The following is an 11,945-nucleotide window of genomic DNA, read 5'->3' as shown; positions in this document are numbered from 1 at the left end:
GACGGACATGGCGGATATGGCGGACATGGGACGTGAGGAACGACGTGAATCCACGCGGCGGAGCCGCGTATCGATACAGCCAGGTGTGCTTCACCGTACGCGACCGTACGGACACCGACCAGGGCCGTCGGACTCTTTGACAGTGCTCCGGGTTAAGGTCTGATCGACAGACACAGGAGGCACTCGGTTGTTGTACGGCGCTATGAAGGTGGCCATCGGGGGACCGTTGAAGGTCGCCTTCAGGCCCTGGGTGGAAGGCCTGGAGAACGTTCCTGCCGCGGGCGCCGCGATCCTCGCGAGCAACCACCTCTCGTTTTCCGACTCGTTCTTCCTGCCCGCGGTCCTCGACCGCAAGGTGACCTTCATCGCGAAGGCCGAGTACTTCACGACCCCCGGCGTCAAGGGCCGGATGACGGCCGCGTTCTTCAAGGGCGTCGGCCAGCTGCCCGTGGACCGCTCCGGGGCGCGCGGCGCGGGCGAGGCCGCCATCAAGAGCGGCATAGAGGTCCTGGAGCGCGGTGAGCTGTTCGGTATCTATCCGGAGGGCACGCGCTCGCCCGACGGCCGGCTCTACCGGGGCAAGCCCGGCGGCCTCGCGCGCGTGGCGCTGGCCACCGGGGCGCCGGTCATCCCCGTCGCGATGATCGACACGGAGAAGATCCAGCCGCCGGGCCAGGTCATGCCCAAGCTCATGCGGCCGGGCATCCGGATCGGCAAGCCGCTGGACTTCAGCCGGTACCAGGGCATGGAGCACGACCGTTTCGTGCTCCGCGCGCTGACCGACGAGGTCATGTACGAGATCATGAAGCTCTCCGGCCAGGAGTACGTCGACATGTACGCGACCGCCGCCAAGCGGCAGATCGCGGATGCGGCGAAGGCCGAGAAGGAAGCGGAGAAGGCGGCCAAGGCCGCACTCGCGCAGGCCGAGAAGGACCAGGCGCAGAAGAAGAAGGAACAGCCCGAATAGGGAACAGCCCGAATAGGGAACGGCCCGCACAAGGAACGGTCCGCATGGAGTCGACCGTATCCGGGCCGGGGGGACCCAAAAAGGGGGGAAATGGCCAAGCGAGAGCGGGTCATGAGAATGTCCGTCGAGCAGCCGCTGTGGCGGGCGCTCGCCGGGTACCGGGTGCTGACCATGGTGTACGCCATCGGGCTCTTCATCAGCGCCCACGACGAGGTCGCCCGCCCCTGGGTGGCCATCGCCTACTTCGCCGTACTGGCCGTCTGGACCCTGGCCACCCTGCCCCGGGTCGCGAACGCCGCGAGCTGCACCAAGCGCTTCCTCGCCGTGGACCTCACCATCGCCCTGGTCGGCATCCTGCTCACCCGGCTCGCCGAGGCACCCGAGCGGATCGACGCCGGAGCCCCGACCCTGCCCTCGATATGGACCGCGGGCGCCGTGCTGGCGTTCGCCATCAAGGGCGGCTGGCGCTGGGCGGCCTTCGCCTCCACCCTGGTCGCCGCCGCCAACCTGGTCGAACGCTCCGGCGTACCCACCCGCGACACCATCCACATGGTGCTGCTCGTCTGGATCGCCTCCATCGCCATCGGCTACGTCGTCGAGGTCGCCCGCGCCTCCGAGCGCACCCTCGCCCGAGCCCTGGAGATCGAGGCGGCCACCCGTGAGCGGGAGCGGCTCGCCCGGGACATCCACGACGGCGTGCTCCAGGTGCTCGCGATGGTGCAGCGGCGCGGTGCCGTCATCGGCGGGGAGGCGGCCGAGCTGGGCCGGATGGCCGGCGAGCAGGAGGTGGCGCTGCGCACGCTGGTCTCGGGCGGCCTCGTACCCGTGTCGCGGGTGTCGGAGGACGCCGCCGAGGGAGCCGTCGTACGGGCCGTGGACGTGCCGGACGACGCCGACGGTCCCGTCGATCTGCGCGTGCTGCTCGCACGCTACGCCGGCGCCATGGTGAGCCTGGCCGAGCCCGGCGCGCCCGTGCCGCTGGCCCCGGCCGCCGCGCGGGAACTGGCCGCGGCCGTGGGAGCGGCCCTGGACAACGTCCGTAAGCACGCGGGGGAGCACGCGCGTGCGTGGATCCTCGTCGAGGACGAGCCCGACGCGGTGATCGTCACCGTACGGGACGACGGACCCGGCATCCCCGAGGGCCGGCTCGCGCAGGCCGAGGGCGAGGGCCGGCTCGGGGTCGCCCAGTCGATCCGGGGGCGGCTGCGGGACCTCGGCGGCAGCGCCGAGCTGATCTCGGTGCCGGGGCAGGGCACCGAAGTGGAACTGAAGGTACCGAAGGACAGCAGCGCTTCACGGGGGAAGGCGGAGCAGCGATGACGGACACCGCGAGCGGACAGCAGGGCCCGATCAAGGTCATGGTGGTCGACGACCACCCCATGTGGCGCGACGCGGTCGCCCGCGACCTGGCCGAGTCCGGCTTCGACGTGGTCGCCACCGCGGGCGACGGCGACCAGGCCGTGCGCCGGGCCAAGGCCGCCGCCCCCGACGTCCTGGTGCTCGACCTGAATCTGCCGGCCAAGCCCGGCGTCCAGGTCTGCAAGGAACTCGTCGGCCACAACCCCGCCCTGCGCGTCCTCGTCCTGTCCGCGAGCGGCGAGCACGCCGACGTCCTGGAGGCCGTGAAGTCGGGTGCCACCGGCTATCTGCTGAAGTCGGCCTCGACGGAGGAACTCCTCGACGCGGTGCGCCGTACGGCCGTCGGCGACCCGGTGTTCACGCCGGGCCTGGCAGGACTGGTCCTCGGCGAGTACCGCCGCCTCGCCTCCGAACCGCTGCCCGCCGCGCAGGACGCCGACCAGCCGGGGGCCCCGCAGCTCACCGAGCGCGAGACGGAGGTGCTGCGGCTCGTCGCCAAGGGCCTGAGCTACAAGCAGATCGCCGAACGCCTGGTCATCTCGCACCGCACGGTCCAGAACCACGTCCAGAACACCCTCGGCAAGCTCCAACTGCACAACCGGGTGGAGCTGGTGAGGTACGCGATAGAGCGCGGCCTCGACGACGAGTGATCCATCGGCCGCCGGCTTGACGACGCGTAAACCAAATACCCGGCAGTTCACCGGAATTGCCGTTCCTACCCATCCCGCTGTGACCTGGATCACCATTAGCGTGGCCTCACCAGGCAACCGCGGCGAAGGGACATTTCCATGCGGGTCGGAGTACTGACCGGAGGCGGCGACTGCCCCGGTCTCAACGCCGTCATCCGGGCCGTCGTCCGCAAGGGCGTGCAGGAGTACGGCTATGACTTCGTCGGCTTCCGGGACGGCTGGCGAGGTCCGCTCGAGAACGACACCGTCCCTCTCGACATCCCCGCCGTGCGCGGCATCCTGCCCCGCGGCGGCACCATCCTCGGCTCCTCGCGCACCAACCCCCTCAAGCAGGAGGACGGCATCCGCCGTATCAAGGAGAACCTCGCCAAGCAGGAGGTCGAGGCGCTCATCGCCATCGGCGGCGAGGACACCCTCGGCGTCGCCGCCCGCCTGTCCGACGAGTACGGCGTGCCCTGCGTCGGCGTGCCCAAGACGATCGACAACGACCTGTCCGCCACCGACTACACCTTCGGCTTCGACACCGCCGTCGGCATCGCGACGGAAGCGATCGACCGGCTGCACACCACCGCCGAGTCCCACATGCGCGTCCTGGTCTGTGAGGTGATGGGCCGTCACGCCGGCTGGATCGCCATCCACTCCGGGCTGGCCGGCGGTGCCAACGTCATCCTCATCCCCGAGCAGCGCTTCGACGTCGACAAGGTCTGCGCCTGGATCACCTCCCGCTTCAAGGCGTCGTACGCCCCGATCGTGGTCGTCGCCGAGGGCGCCATGCCGAAGGACGGCGACATGGTGCTGAAGGACGAGTCGCTGGACTCCTTCGGGCACGTCCGGCTGTCCGGGGTCGGCGAGTGGCTGGCCAAGGAGATCGAGAAGCGCACGGGCAAGGAAGCCCGTACGACGGTCCTCGGGCACATCCAGCGCGGCGGCACGCCCAGCGCCTTCGACCGCTGGCTCGCCACCCGCTTCGGGCTGCACGCCATCGAGGCCGTCCGCGACGGCGACTTCGGCAAGATGGTCGCCCTGCGCGGCACGGACATCGTCCGCGTCCCGATCGCGGACGCCACGGCCAAGCTGAAGACGGTGGATCCGAAGCTGTACGAGGAGGTCGGGGTCTTCTTCGGCTGACGCATTTCCGCCGACCGCTTTCCGCCCGGCGGCACGGGGTCGTGGGCCGTATATTCGGCCCATGGCCCCATGAAAGCCGTATGCAGGGAGCAGTCTTGGAGATCCTGGCCTTCGGCGTGCAGGCGGACGAGAAGCCCCTGATCGAGCAGGCCTTCCAGGGCCACCACGACGTCCGCTGCCTGGACGTTTTCCTCAACGAGGACACCGCCCCCATCGCCACCGGCTACGAGGTCGTCTGCACCAGCGTCAACTGCGACCTCGGCCACCGCGTCCTGCAGACCCTCGCGGCCGGCGGGACCCGGATGGTCGCCCAGCGCTCCACCGGCTTCAACAACATCGACCTCGACGTCGCCGAGCGCCTCGCCATGACGGTCGCCCGGGTCTCGTACTACTCGCCCCACTCCGTGGCCGAGTTCGCCTGGACCCTCGCCATGGCGGTCAACCGCCGCATCGTGCGGGCCTCCACGCGCACGCGTGACTTCGACTTCCGCCTCGACGGCCTGATGGGCCGCGACCTGCACGGCCGCACCGTCGGCGTCCTCGGCACCGGCAAGATCGGCGAGGCCTTCACCCGCATCGCCCACGGCTTCGGCATGAACCTGCTCGGCTGGGACGTCGCCGAGAACCCCGCCTGCCTGCGACTCGGCATGCGCTACGTCCCCAAGGAACAGCTCCTCGCCGAGTCCGACCTGGTCAGCCTGCATGTCCCGCTGCTGCCGGAGACCCGGCACCTCATCGACGCGGACGCCCTGAAGGCCATGAAGGACGACGCGATCCTGGTCAACTCCAGCCGGGGCGGCCTCATCGACACCGCGGCCCTCGTCGCCGAACTGCGCGAGGGCCGCTTCACGGGTGTCGGCCTCGACGTGTACGAGGCGGAGGCCGGGCTCTTCTTCCTCGACAAGTCCCTCCAGGCCATCGAGGACGACACCCTGGCCCGTCTCGTCACCTTCCCGAACGTCCTGGTCACCTCGCACCAGGCGTACTACACCCGGGACGCGGTCGGCCAGATCGTCGAGACCACGCTGAAGAACGTCCTCGACTACAAGGCGGGCCGCCGCTCCGAGAACGTGCTGGTCCCCCGCAGCTGACCCACCAGCTCCCGTACGACGGCGGCGCCGTTCAGGGTCAGGATCGACTCGGGGTGGAACTGCACGCCGGCGAAGCCCGGCCCGCGCATCGCGTGCACCTCCCCGTTGCCGGCCCGGCTGACCTCGATGCCGTGCGCTGTGAGCTCCTGCAGGGCCTCGTTGTCGCAGCGGGCCACGAAGCTGTTGTAGAAACCGACCGTCTCCGGCCGCCCGAACAGATCGATCGTCGTCTGCGCCCCCTGGTACGGCACTTCCTTCCGCACGATCTCCAGCCCCAGCTCGGCCGCGATCAGCTCGTGCCCGAGGCAGACGCCGAGCACACCGTGCCGGTGACTGCGGACGACCTCGGCGGTGAGGTCCCTCAGGAACCGCATCTTGGGGTCCTGCAGATCGGACGGGTCGCCGGGACCGGGACCCAGCACCACCGGGCCCTCGTGCGCGAGCACCGCCTCCCGCAGCCCCGGCTCGTCGTACCGCCGGACGGTCACCTCGAGGCCGCTCGACCGCAGCACGTGCGCGAGCATCGCCGTGAAGGTGTCCTCGCCGTCGACGACCAGGGCGTGTCCGGCCAGCTCCTCGGACCGCTCCTGCATCCGCAGCCAGAAGGGCGCGAGCGACGCCCGGCGCCCGTCGAGCGCGGCACGCACGCGTGGGTCGTCGGCGAGACGTACGCGCGCGTGCTCCCCACGCGGCCGTGCCGGACGTACGCCCAAAGCCGCCAGCACCCCCGCCGCCTTGGCGTGCGTCTCCGCGACCTCGTTCGCCGGGTCCGAGCCGCGCACCAGCGTGGCGCCGACCGGTACCCGCAGCCCGCCGTGCGCGTCGATGTCGGCGGTGCGGATGAGGATGGGGGAGTCGAGGGTCTGGGCCCCGCCCGAGTCCCGGCCGATGAGCGCGAGCGCCCCCGCGTAGTAGCCGCGCCCGACACCATCCCGCCCGAGGGGCTCGTACCGCTCGATCACCCTGCAGGCGTTCTGCACCGGCGAGCCGGTGACCGTGGCCGCGAACATGGTCTCCTTCAGGACCTCCCGCACGTCCAGCGAGGACTTGCCGCGCAGCTCGTACTCGGTGTGCGCGAGGTGTGCCATCTCCTTCAGCCGGGGCCCGACGACGACCCCGCCCATGTCACCGACGGTGCACATCATCTTGAGCTCCTCGTCGACGACCATCGACAGCTCCTCGATCTCCTTGCCGTCGGCGAGGAAGTCGAGCAGGTGCTCGGGGGTGGGCCCTTCGGCCGGGTAGCGGTACGTCCCGCTGATCGGGTTCATGACGACGGTCCCGCCGGACATCCGGACGTGCACCTCGGGGCTCGCCCCGACCAGCGTCCGCCCACCCGTCTCGCGCCCCCGCCCTTCCAAGGAAGGCCCTTCGGGCCCTTTTTGATTTCCGGTGTGCACGACGAACGTCCAGTACGCCCCCCGCTCCCCCTCCAGCAGCCGCCGGAACAGCGCGAGCGCGTCGGCGCGGCCGAACTCCGGGATCTGGCCCTCGTACGTCCGCCGGATCACGAAGTTCGCGCCCTCGCCCCGCCCGATCTCGTCCCGCAGGACGCGCCCCACGATCTGCGCGTACTCCTCGTCACCGACGTCGAACCCACCGCCCTCGACGCGCACGTCGTGCGAGGGGAGCTGGTCGAGGGCATCGGCGAGCGGGATGTCGTACGACTCCTGCGGCGTGAGTGCTGACAGTGGCGTGCCGTCGTCGCGGACGTCGAAGCCGCGCTCGCGGATCTGGCGGAAGGGGACGAGCGCCAGGCCCTCGTCGGGGAGGTCGGCCAGGCGGTCGTAGGTACTGACCGGGCCGATCAGGACCTCCACGGTGTCGTGATCGTGGCCCGGGGTGCGGCGGCGCAGCAGGGCGAACGGGCGGGGGTCGTCCAGCAAGCCGAGCAGGTTCATGGATCCGTGCTCCTTCTCAGAGAGACTCAGTGGTACTCAGTGGGAGAGGAACGGACCCCGGAAAACACCGAAGGCCGCCCCTCGGGCGGCCTTCGCGAAGTCTTGCGTACGCGCAGTCAGTGGGCCGCCGGATGAGCGGTCCACCACCAGTTCTGGGTCGAGTGCGCGAACATGCGAGGCACCCTACCCCACGTCCGCGTCGTGTACCTCGTGTCTCAATTGCTGGGCATGGGGCTGGACGCCCGACACGACCCCGTAATGTTGAGGGCGTGACCGTGAACGCTAAGACCAGCGCGAGTGCTGGCAACACCTGGCGAGACCTGCCCGCGGCGCAGCAGCCCGAGTACCCCGACACCGAGGCTCTGCGCGCAGTGATCGCGGACCTCGAGTCGTATCCGCCGCTCGTCTTCGCGGGCGAGTGCGACCAGCTGCGCGCCCGGATGGCGTCCGTCGCCAAGGGAGAGGCGTTCCTTCTCCAGGGCGGCGACTGCGCCGAGGCCTTCGACGCGGTGTCCGCCGACCACATCCGTAACAAGCTTAAGACCCTGCTACAGATGGGCGCCGTGCTGACGTACGCCGCCTCGGTGCCGGTCGTGAAGGTCGGCCGCATCGCCGGCCAGTACTCCAAGCCGCGCTCCAAGGGCACCGAGACCCGCGACGGCGTGACCCTGCCGACGTACCGCGGCGACTCGGTCAACGGCTTCGACTTCAACGAGGCCGCCCGCATCCCGGACCCCGAGCGCCTGAAGCGGATGTACAACGCGTCCGCCTCGACGCTGAACCTGGTGCGCGCCTTCACCACCGGTGGTTACGCCGACCTGCGCCAGGTGCACGCCTGGAACCAGGACTTCGTGAAGTCGTCCCCGTCCGGCCAGCGCTACGAGCAGCTCGCGCGCGAGATCGACCAGGCGCTGAACTTCATGCACGCCTGCGGGGCCGACCCGGAGGAGTTCAAGACCGTCGAGTTCTACTCCTCGCACGAGGCGCTGCTGCTCGACTACGAGTCGGCGCTGACCCGTGTCGACTCGCGCACCGGGCAGCTGTACGACGTCTCGGCGCACATGGTGTGGATCGGTGAGCGCACCCGGCAGCTGGACCACGCGCACATCGAGTTCGCCTCGAAGATCCGCAACCCGATCGGCATCAAGCTCGGCCCGACCACCACGGCCGAGGAGGCGCTGCAGTACATCGAGCGCCTGGACCCCGACCGCGAGCCGGGCCGGCTGACCTTCATCGTCCGCATGGGCGCCGACAAGGTCCGCGACAAGCTTCCCGAGCTGGTCGAGAAGGTCACCGCCTCGGGTGCCACCGTGGCCTGGGTGACCGACCCGATGCACGGCAACACCTTCGAGGCGGCCTCGGGCCACAAGACCCGCCGTTTCGACGACGTGCTCGACGAGGTCAAGGGCTTCTTCGAGGTCCACAAGGGCCTCGGCACCCACCCGGGCGGCATCCACGTGGAGCTGACCGGTGACGATGTCACCGAGTGCGTGGGCGGCGGCGACGAGATCTTCGTCGACGACCTGCACCAGCGCTACGAGACGGCCTGCGACCCGCGGCTCAACCGCAGCCAGTCGCTTGACCTGGCCTTCCTCGTCGCGGAGATGTACAGGGACCAGTAGCCGGTTCGGTTGTTACCGGCGTGTGGGGTGGGGCGCGGATCACATACGATCCGCGCCCCACCCCACTTTTACGGTTCCTGTGTGGCGGGTAAGGTTAGGTTAGCCTCACCGATCAAGGGGATGGCACGACTTCGATCCCGGCGGGAGGTGGTCCGCGTGTACGTCTGCAGTTGCTTCGGTGTCACCGAGCAGCAGGTCAAGCAGCACGCGGAGAAAGGTGCCTGTACGCCCCGCCAGATAGCGTCCGCCTGCAAGGCGGGCACGGACTGCGGGTCGTGCGTACGCCGTATCCAGGCGATCCTGGGCCGGGGCGCGTGCCCCCGTCGTGAGCTGGCCGACCAGGGTCAGCCGGTGCTGACCGACCTGGCGGACGCGGCCTAGCCTCTCGGCTAGCTGGGCTGCTCGATCTGCTGCGCGAGGTAGAGCGCCTCACCGAGCTTGTCGATGAGTTCCAGCTGCGTGTCCAGGTAGTCGATGTGGTGCTCCTCGTCCTCGAGGATCGACTCGAAGAGGTTCGCGGACGTGATGTCGCCCTTGGTGCGCATCACCTCGATACCGCGCTTGAGGCGGTCGATCGCCTCGACCTCGACCTGGCGGTCGGCCTGGAACATCTCGGTGACCGTCTGGCCGACCCGTACGTGGAACAGGCGCTGGTAATTGGGCAGGCCGTCCAGCATGAGGATGCGCTCGGTGATCTTGTCCGCGTGCTTCATCTCATCGATGGACTCTTCACGCGTGTACTTGGCGAGCTTCGTCCAGCCTTTGTTGTCCTGGATCCGGTAGTGCAGCCAGTACTGGTTGATCGCCGTCAGCTCGCCGGTCAGCTGCTCGTTCAGGAATTCGAGGACCTCGGGGTCGCCCTGCATCGCAGAGGCTCCTTCCACGCATGGGGAACTGGCAGGTTGCGCCGCATGATTGCACCGGCAGCGAAGATCGTCCAGTAAGTCTTCACTTAGTAAGTAAGGGCATGCTTAGTCGGTTATGAGGTGAATTGTGGAGGGGTGTGGTCAGGTGCACTGCCCCAGGTCTGTCAGGATGGAGTCATGGGTCAGCCGGTGGAGCGCGAAGGTGGAGCAGCAGCACACTCCGAGCTTCCGCCGGGACAGCGGGTGCAGCGCGGCTGGCCGGTCACGCACTACGGCCCGGTTCCCAAGTTTCGCCCCGAACGCTGGGAGTTCAGGGTGTTCGGCGCCACCGCCGACGGCGAGAAGCACTGCTGGACCCACGAGGAGTTCACGGCCCTGCCGTACACGAGCGTCGTCGCCGATCTGCACTGCGTCACGAAGTTCAGCATGCTCGGTGCGGAGTGGGGCGGCATCCCGGCCCGGACGATCCTGGAGATCGCCCCGCCCGCGTCGGCGGTCACCCACGTGATGGTCTGGGCGGAGTACGGCTTCAGCTCCAACCTCCGCCTCTCCGACTTCGCCTCCGAGGGAGCGATCTTCGCCACCCACAAGGACGGCGAACTGCTCACGGCGGAGCACGGTTTCCCCCTCCGTCTGGTCGTCCCTCATCTGTACGCCTGGAAGGGGCCCAAGTGGGTCCGCGGCGTGGAGTACATGACCGCCGACCGCCGCGGTTTCTGGGAGGAGCGCGGCTACCACAACATCGGCGACCCCTGGAAGGAACAGCGGTACTCGTACCAGGAGGAGCCCGGGGACGGCCCCGAGCTCTGACTCCCGGTCCCTTCGCCGGCCTCAGTGGTACTGGTGCACCACTGCGTGCCCCTTGCCGCGGCCGATCATCCACTTGTTCACGGGCGTGGTCAGGACGAAGGCGACGGCGAGTGCGATCGCCAGCACCCACCAGAACAGCGGGTCGGTGAGTCCGGCGTCCATGGCGCCCGGCCAGAGCACGATCACGCCGTTGTCGACGAGCTCCATCACGGCGATGGACAGGGTGTCCGCGGCCAGCGCCACCTTGAGCGCGGCGCGCAGGTCGACGCCCGCTTTCCGTACGCCCCGCAGGGTGAGCGCGTAGCCGAAGAAGAACGCGAGGGTGATCGCCAGGATCAGCGTCGCCGCGTTGCCCCAGCCGAGCGCGGTACCGATCACCATGCCCAGCACCTCGCCGATGGCGCAGCCGGTGAGGCAGTGCAGGGTGGCCTGGGCGGCCATGGTCCAGGTGCTGGCGGCGGCCACCTCGCCGTGGTGGTGAGCGTGCGCCGCGTGTGACGCGTGTGCTTCGTGCTGCATGAGAGCCCCCAATGCCAGGTCACGGTTCCTGCATCGAGCAAGAACCGTATACCCCCCAGGGGTATTCCCTCTCGCGCTATGCGTCCCGAAGTTTTTTCAGCCGCTCCACGTCCGCCGCGTGGCCTTCCTTCCCGCCCGGCGTCTCGATGATCAGTGGTACGCCCGCGGTGGCGGGGTGGGTCATCAGTGCCCGGAACGGGTCCTCGCCGATGTGACCTGCGCCGATGTTCTCGTGCCGGTCCTTGTGCGCGCCGACGACATCCTTGGAGTCATTGGCGTGGATCAGCTTCAGCCGGCCTTCGCCGACGGTGTCCACCAGCAGGTCGAGGGTCTGGTGCATGCCGGAGGGGCCGGTCAGGTCGTGGCCGGCGGCGAAGATGTGGCAGGTGTCCAGGCACACGCCCAGCTTCGGATGGGCGTCCAGCGCCTCGAAGTACGGTCCGAAGTCCCAGGTGCGGGAGCAGAGCGAGAAGCCCTGGCCCGCCGTCGACTCCAGCAGCAGGAACGGGTCGTCGTCGTGGGTCAGCTCGTCGAGCAGCGGCAGCAGGTGCTCCCGTACCTGCTTCAGGGCCACCGAGCGCTCCCGGCCGCCGGTCGCGCTGCCCGTGTGCACGACCACGCCGAGGGCCCCGATCTCCCGCCCCCGCCGCAGCGAGTGCCGTAGCGACTCCACCGACTTCTCGACGGTCGCCTCGGTGTGCGAGCCGAAGTTGATCAGGTACGGCGCATGCACATACGCCGGGATCGACTCGGCCTCGCACACCGCGCGGAACTCCTCGTCCTGCCGCGGATTCCCGGCGGGCGTGGCCCAGCCGCGCGGGTTGGCGACGAAGACCTGGACCGTCTCGGCCTTGAGATCGTGGGCGTAGGTGAGCCCGACGGAGTGGAGACCGCCGGCCACGGGGACGTGACCGCCGATGGGGTTGCGGGAGGGGCCCGAGGGGGCGGTGCCGGACTGCTGACTTCTCACCCGTTCAGGGTGTCATGCGGCCC

Annotated in this window: 13 protein-coding genes; 8 read left to right on the top strand and 5 right to left on the bottom strand. The window is 69.3% G+C overall.

Going from position 1 to position 11,945, the window contains the following annotated elements; genetic code table 11:
* Positions 1-202 precede the first annotated feature (202 nt).
* From PBV52_RS12080 to PBV52_RS12060, 5 genes are all read left to right on the top strand, one after another.
* On the top strand, positions 203-967 hold the full coding sequence (locus tag PBV52_RS12080) for a 1-acyl-sn-glycerol-3-phosphate acyltransferase (RefSeq protein WP_274249361.1): 765 nt from the start codon (positions 203-205) through the stop codon (positions 965-967).
* A 90-nt stretch (positions 968-1,057) separates the two neighbouring features.
* The gene (gene macS, locus PBV52_RS12075; RefSeq protein ID WP_274238332.1) at positions 1,058-2,287 is read left to right on the top strand and encodes a MacS family sensor histidine kinase; all 1,230 of its coding nucleotides are present in this window, start codon (positions 1,058-1,060) and stop codon (positions 2,285-2,287) included.
* Positions 2,284-2,976 (top strand): response regulator transcription factor, encoded by a 693-nt coding sequence (locus PBV52_RS12070; RefSeq protein WP_274238331.1) that lies wholly within the window; start codon positions 2,284-2,286, stop codon positions 2,974-2,976. The genes macS and PBV52_RS12070 overlap by 4 nt, the downstream gene beginning before the upstream one ends.
* 138 nt (positions 2,977-3,114) lie before the next feature.
* On the top strand, positions 3,115-4,143 hold the full coding sequence (locus tag PBV52_RS12065; protein ID WP_274238330.1) for a 6-phosphofructokinase: 1,029 nt from the start codon (positions 3,115-3,117) through the stop codon (positions 4,141-4,143).
* A 95-nt stretch (positions 4,144-4,238) separates the two neighbouring features.
* The gene (locus tag PBV52_RS12060) at positions 4,239-5,234 is read left to right on the top strand and encodes a 2-hydroxyacid dehydrogenase (RefSeq protein ID WP_274249360.1); all 996 of its coding nucleotides are present in this window, start codon (positions 4,239-4,241) and stop codon (positions 5,232-5,234) included.
* Here PBV52_RS12060 and PBV52_RS12055 read toward each other — a convergent pair.
* Together PBV52_RS12055 and PBV52_RS51690 are read right to left on the bottom strand one after the other, a co-directional pair.
* On the bottom strand, positions 5,186-7,135 hold the full coding sequence (locus PBV52_RS12055) for an anthranilate synthase family protein (RefSeq protein ID WP_274238329.1): 1,950 nt from the start codon (positions 7,133-7,135) through the stop codon (positions 5,186-5,188). The genes PBV52_RS12060 and PBV52_RS12055 overlap by 49 nt on opposite strands.
* Before the next feature lie 116 nt (positions 7,136-7,251).
* Positions 7,252-7,308, bottom strand: a complete 57-nt coding sequence (locus PBV52_RS51690; RefSeq protein WP_071528813.1) for a trp operon leader peptide — start codon at positions 7,306-7,308, stop codon at positions 7,252-7,254.
* Between the two features lie 96 nt (positions 7,309-7,404).
* On the opposite strand from PBV52_RS51690, the gene PBV52_RS12050 reads away from it, so the two are divergent.
* A complete protein-coding gene (locus PBV52_RS12050) occupies positions 7,405-8,757 on the top strand; it encodes a class II 3-deoxy-7-phosphoheptulonate synthase (protein WP_274238328.1) in 1,353 nt (450 codons plus the stop codon).
* Positions 8,758-8,877: 120 nt separating this feature from the next.
* Positions 8,878-9,138, top strand: a complete 261-nt coding sequence (locus PBV52_RS12045; RefSeq protein ID WP_274238327.1) for a bacterioferritin-associated ferredoxin — start codon at positions 8,878-8,880, stop codon at positions 9,136-9,138.
* A gap of 8 nt (positions 9,139-9,146) precedes the next feature.
* Here the strand turns inward: PBV52_RS12045 and bfr are convergent, their stop codons facing one another.
* Positions 9,147-9,623: a bacterioferritin gene (gene bfr, locus PBV52_RS12040; RefSeq protein ID WP_030051286.1), complete on the bottom strand. Its 477-nt coding sequence runs from the start codon at positions 9,621-9,623 to the stop codon at positions 9,147-9,149.
* Between the two features lie 177 nt (positions 9,624-9,800).
* Between bfr and PBV52_RS12035 the strand changes: the two genes are divergently transcribed.
* Positions 9,801-10,433: a sulfite oxidase-like oxidoreductase gene (locus PBV52_RS12035; protein ID WP_274238326.1), complete on the top strand. Its 633-nt coding sequence runs from the start codon at positions 9,801-9,803 to the stop codon at positions 10,431-10,433.
* 21 nt (positions 10,434-10,454) lie between these two features.
* On the opposite strand, the gene PBV52_RS12030 is transcribed toward PBV52_RS12035, so the two are convergent.
* Positions 10,455-10,952, bottom strand: coding sequence for a DUF4396 domain-containing protein (locus tag PBV52_RS12030; RefSeq protein WP_274238325.1), 498 nt, complete (start codon positions 10,950-10,952; stop codon positions 10,455-10,457).
* A gap of 76 nt (positions 10,953-11,028) precedes the next feature.
* On the bottom strand, positions 11,029-11,922 hold the full coding sequence (locus PBV52_RS12025) for a deoxyribonuclease IV (RefSeq protein WP_274238324.1): 894 nt from the start codon (positions 11,920-11,922) through the stop codon (positions 11,029-11,031).
* Between the last annotated feature and the right edge of the window lie 23 nt (positions 11,923-11,945).

This window comes from Streptomyces sp. T12 (genome assembly GCF_028736035.1).
Classification (GTDB): domain Bacteria; phylum Actinomycetota; class Actinomycetes; order Streptomycetales; family Streptomycetaceae; genus Streptomyces.
The sequence above is the reverse complement of the archived record's forward strand: the minus strand, read 5'-3'. Positions and strand labels throughout refer to the sequence as shown.

What these genes read in the sequence shown, in the direction of transcription:
- PBV52_RS12080 (WP_274249361.1), top strand. Translation starts at nt 203, where the DNA reads ATGAAGGTGGCCATCGGGGGACCGTTGAAGGTCGCCTTCAGGCCCTGG.
- macS (WP_274238332.1), top strand. Translation starts at nt 1,058, where the DNA reads ATGGCCAAGCGAGAGCGGGTCATGAGAATGTCCGTCGAGCAGCCGCTG.
- PBV52_RS12070 (WP_274238331.1), top strand. Translation starts at nt 2,284, where the DNA reads ATGACGGACACCGCGAGCGGACAGCAGGGCCCGATCAAGGTCATGGTG.
- PBV52_RS12065 (WP_274238330.1), top strand. Translation starts at nt 3,115, where the DNA reads ATGCGGGTCGGAGTACTGACCGGAGGCGGCGACTGCCCCGGTCTCAAC.
- PBV52_RS12055 (WP_274238329.1), bottom strand. Translation starts at nt 7,135, where the DNA reads ATGAACCTGCTCGGCTTGCTGGACGACCCCCGCCCGTTCGCCCTGCTG.
- PBV52_RS12045 (WP_274238327.1), top strand. Translation starts at nt 8,878, where the DNA reads ATGGCACGACTTCGATCCCGGCGGGAGGTGGTCCGCGTGTACGTCTGC.
- bfr (WP_030051286.1), bottom strand. Translation starts at nt 9,623, where the DNA reads ATGCAGGGCGACCCCGAGGTCCTCGAATTCCTGAACGAGCAGCTGACC.
- PBV52_RS12035 (WP_274238326.1), top strand. Translation starts at nt 9,801, where the DNA reads ATGGGTCAGCCGGTGGAGCGCGAAGGTGGAGCAGCAGCACACTCCGAG.
- PBV52_RS12030 (WP_274238325.1), bottom strand. Translation starts at nt 10,952, where the DNA reads ATGCAGCACGAAGCACACGCGTCACACGCGGCGCACGCTCACCACCAC.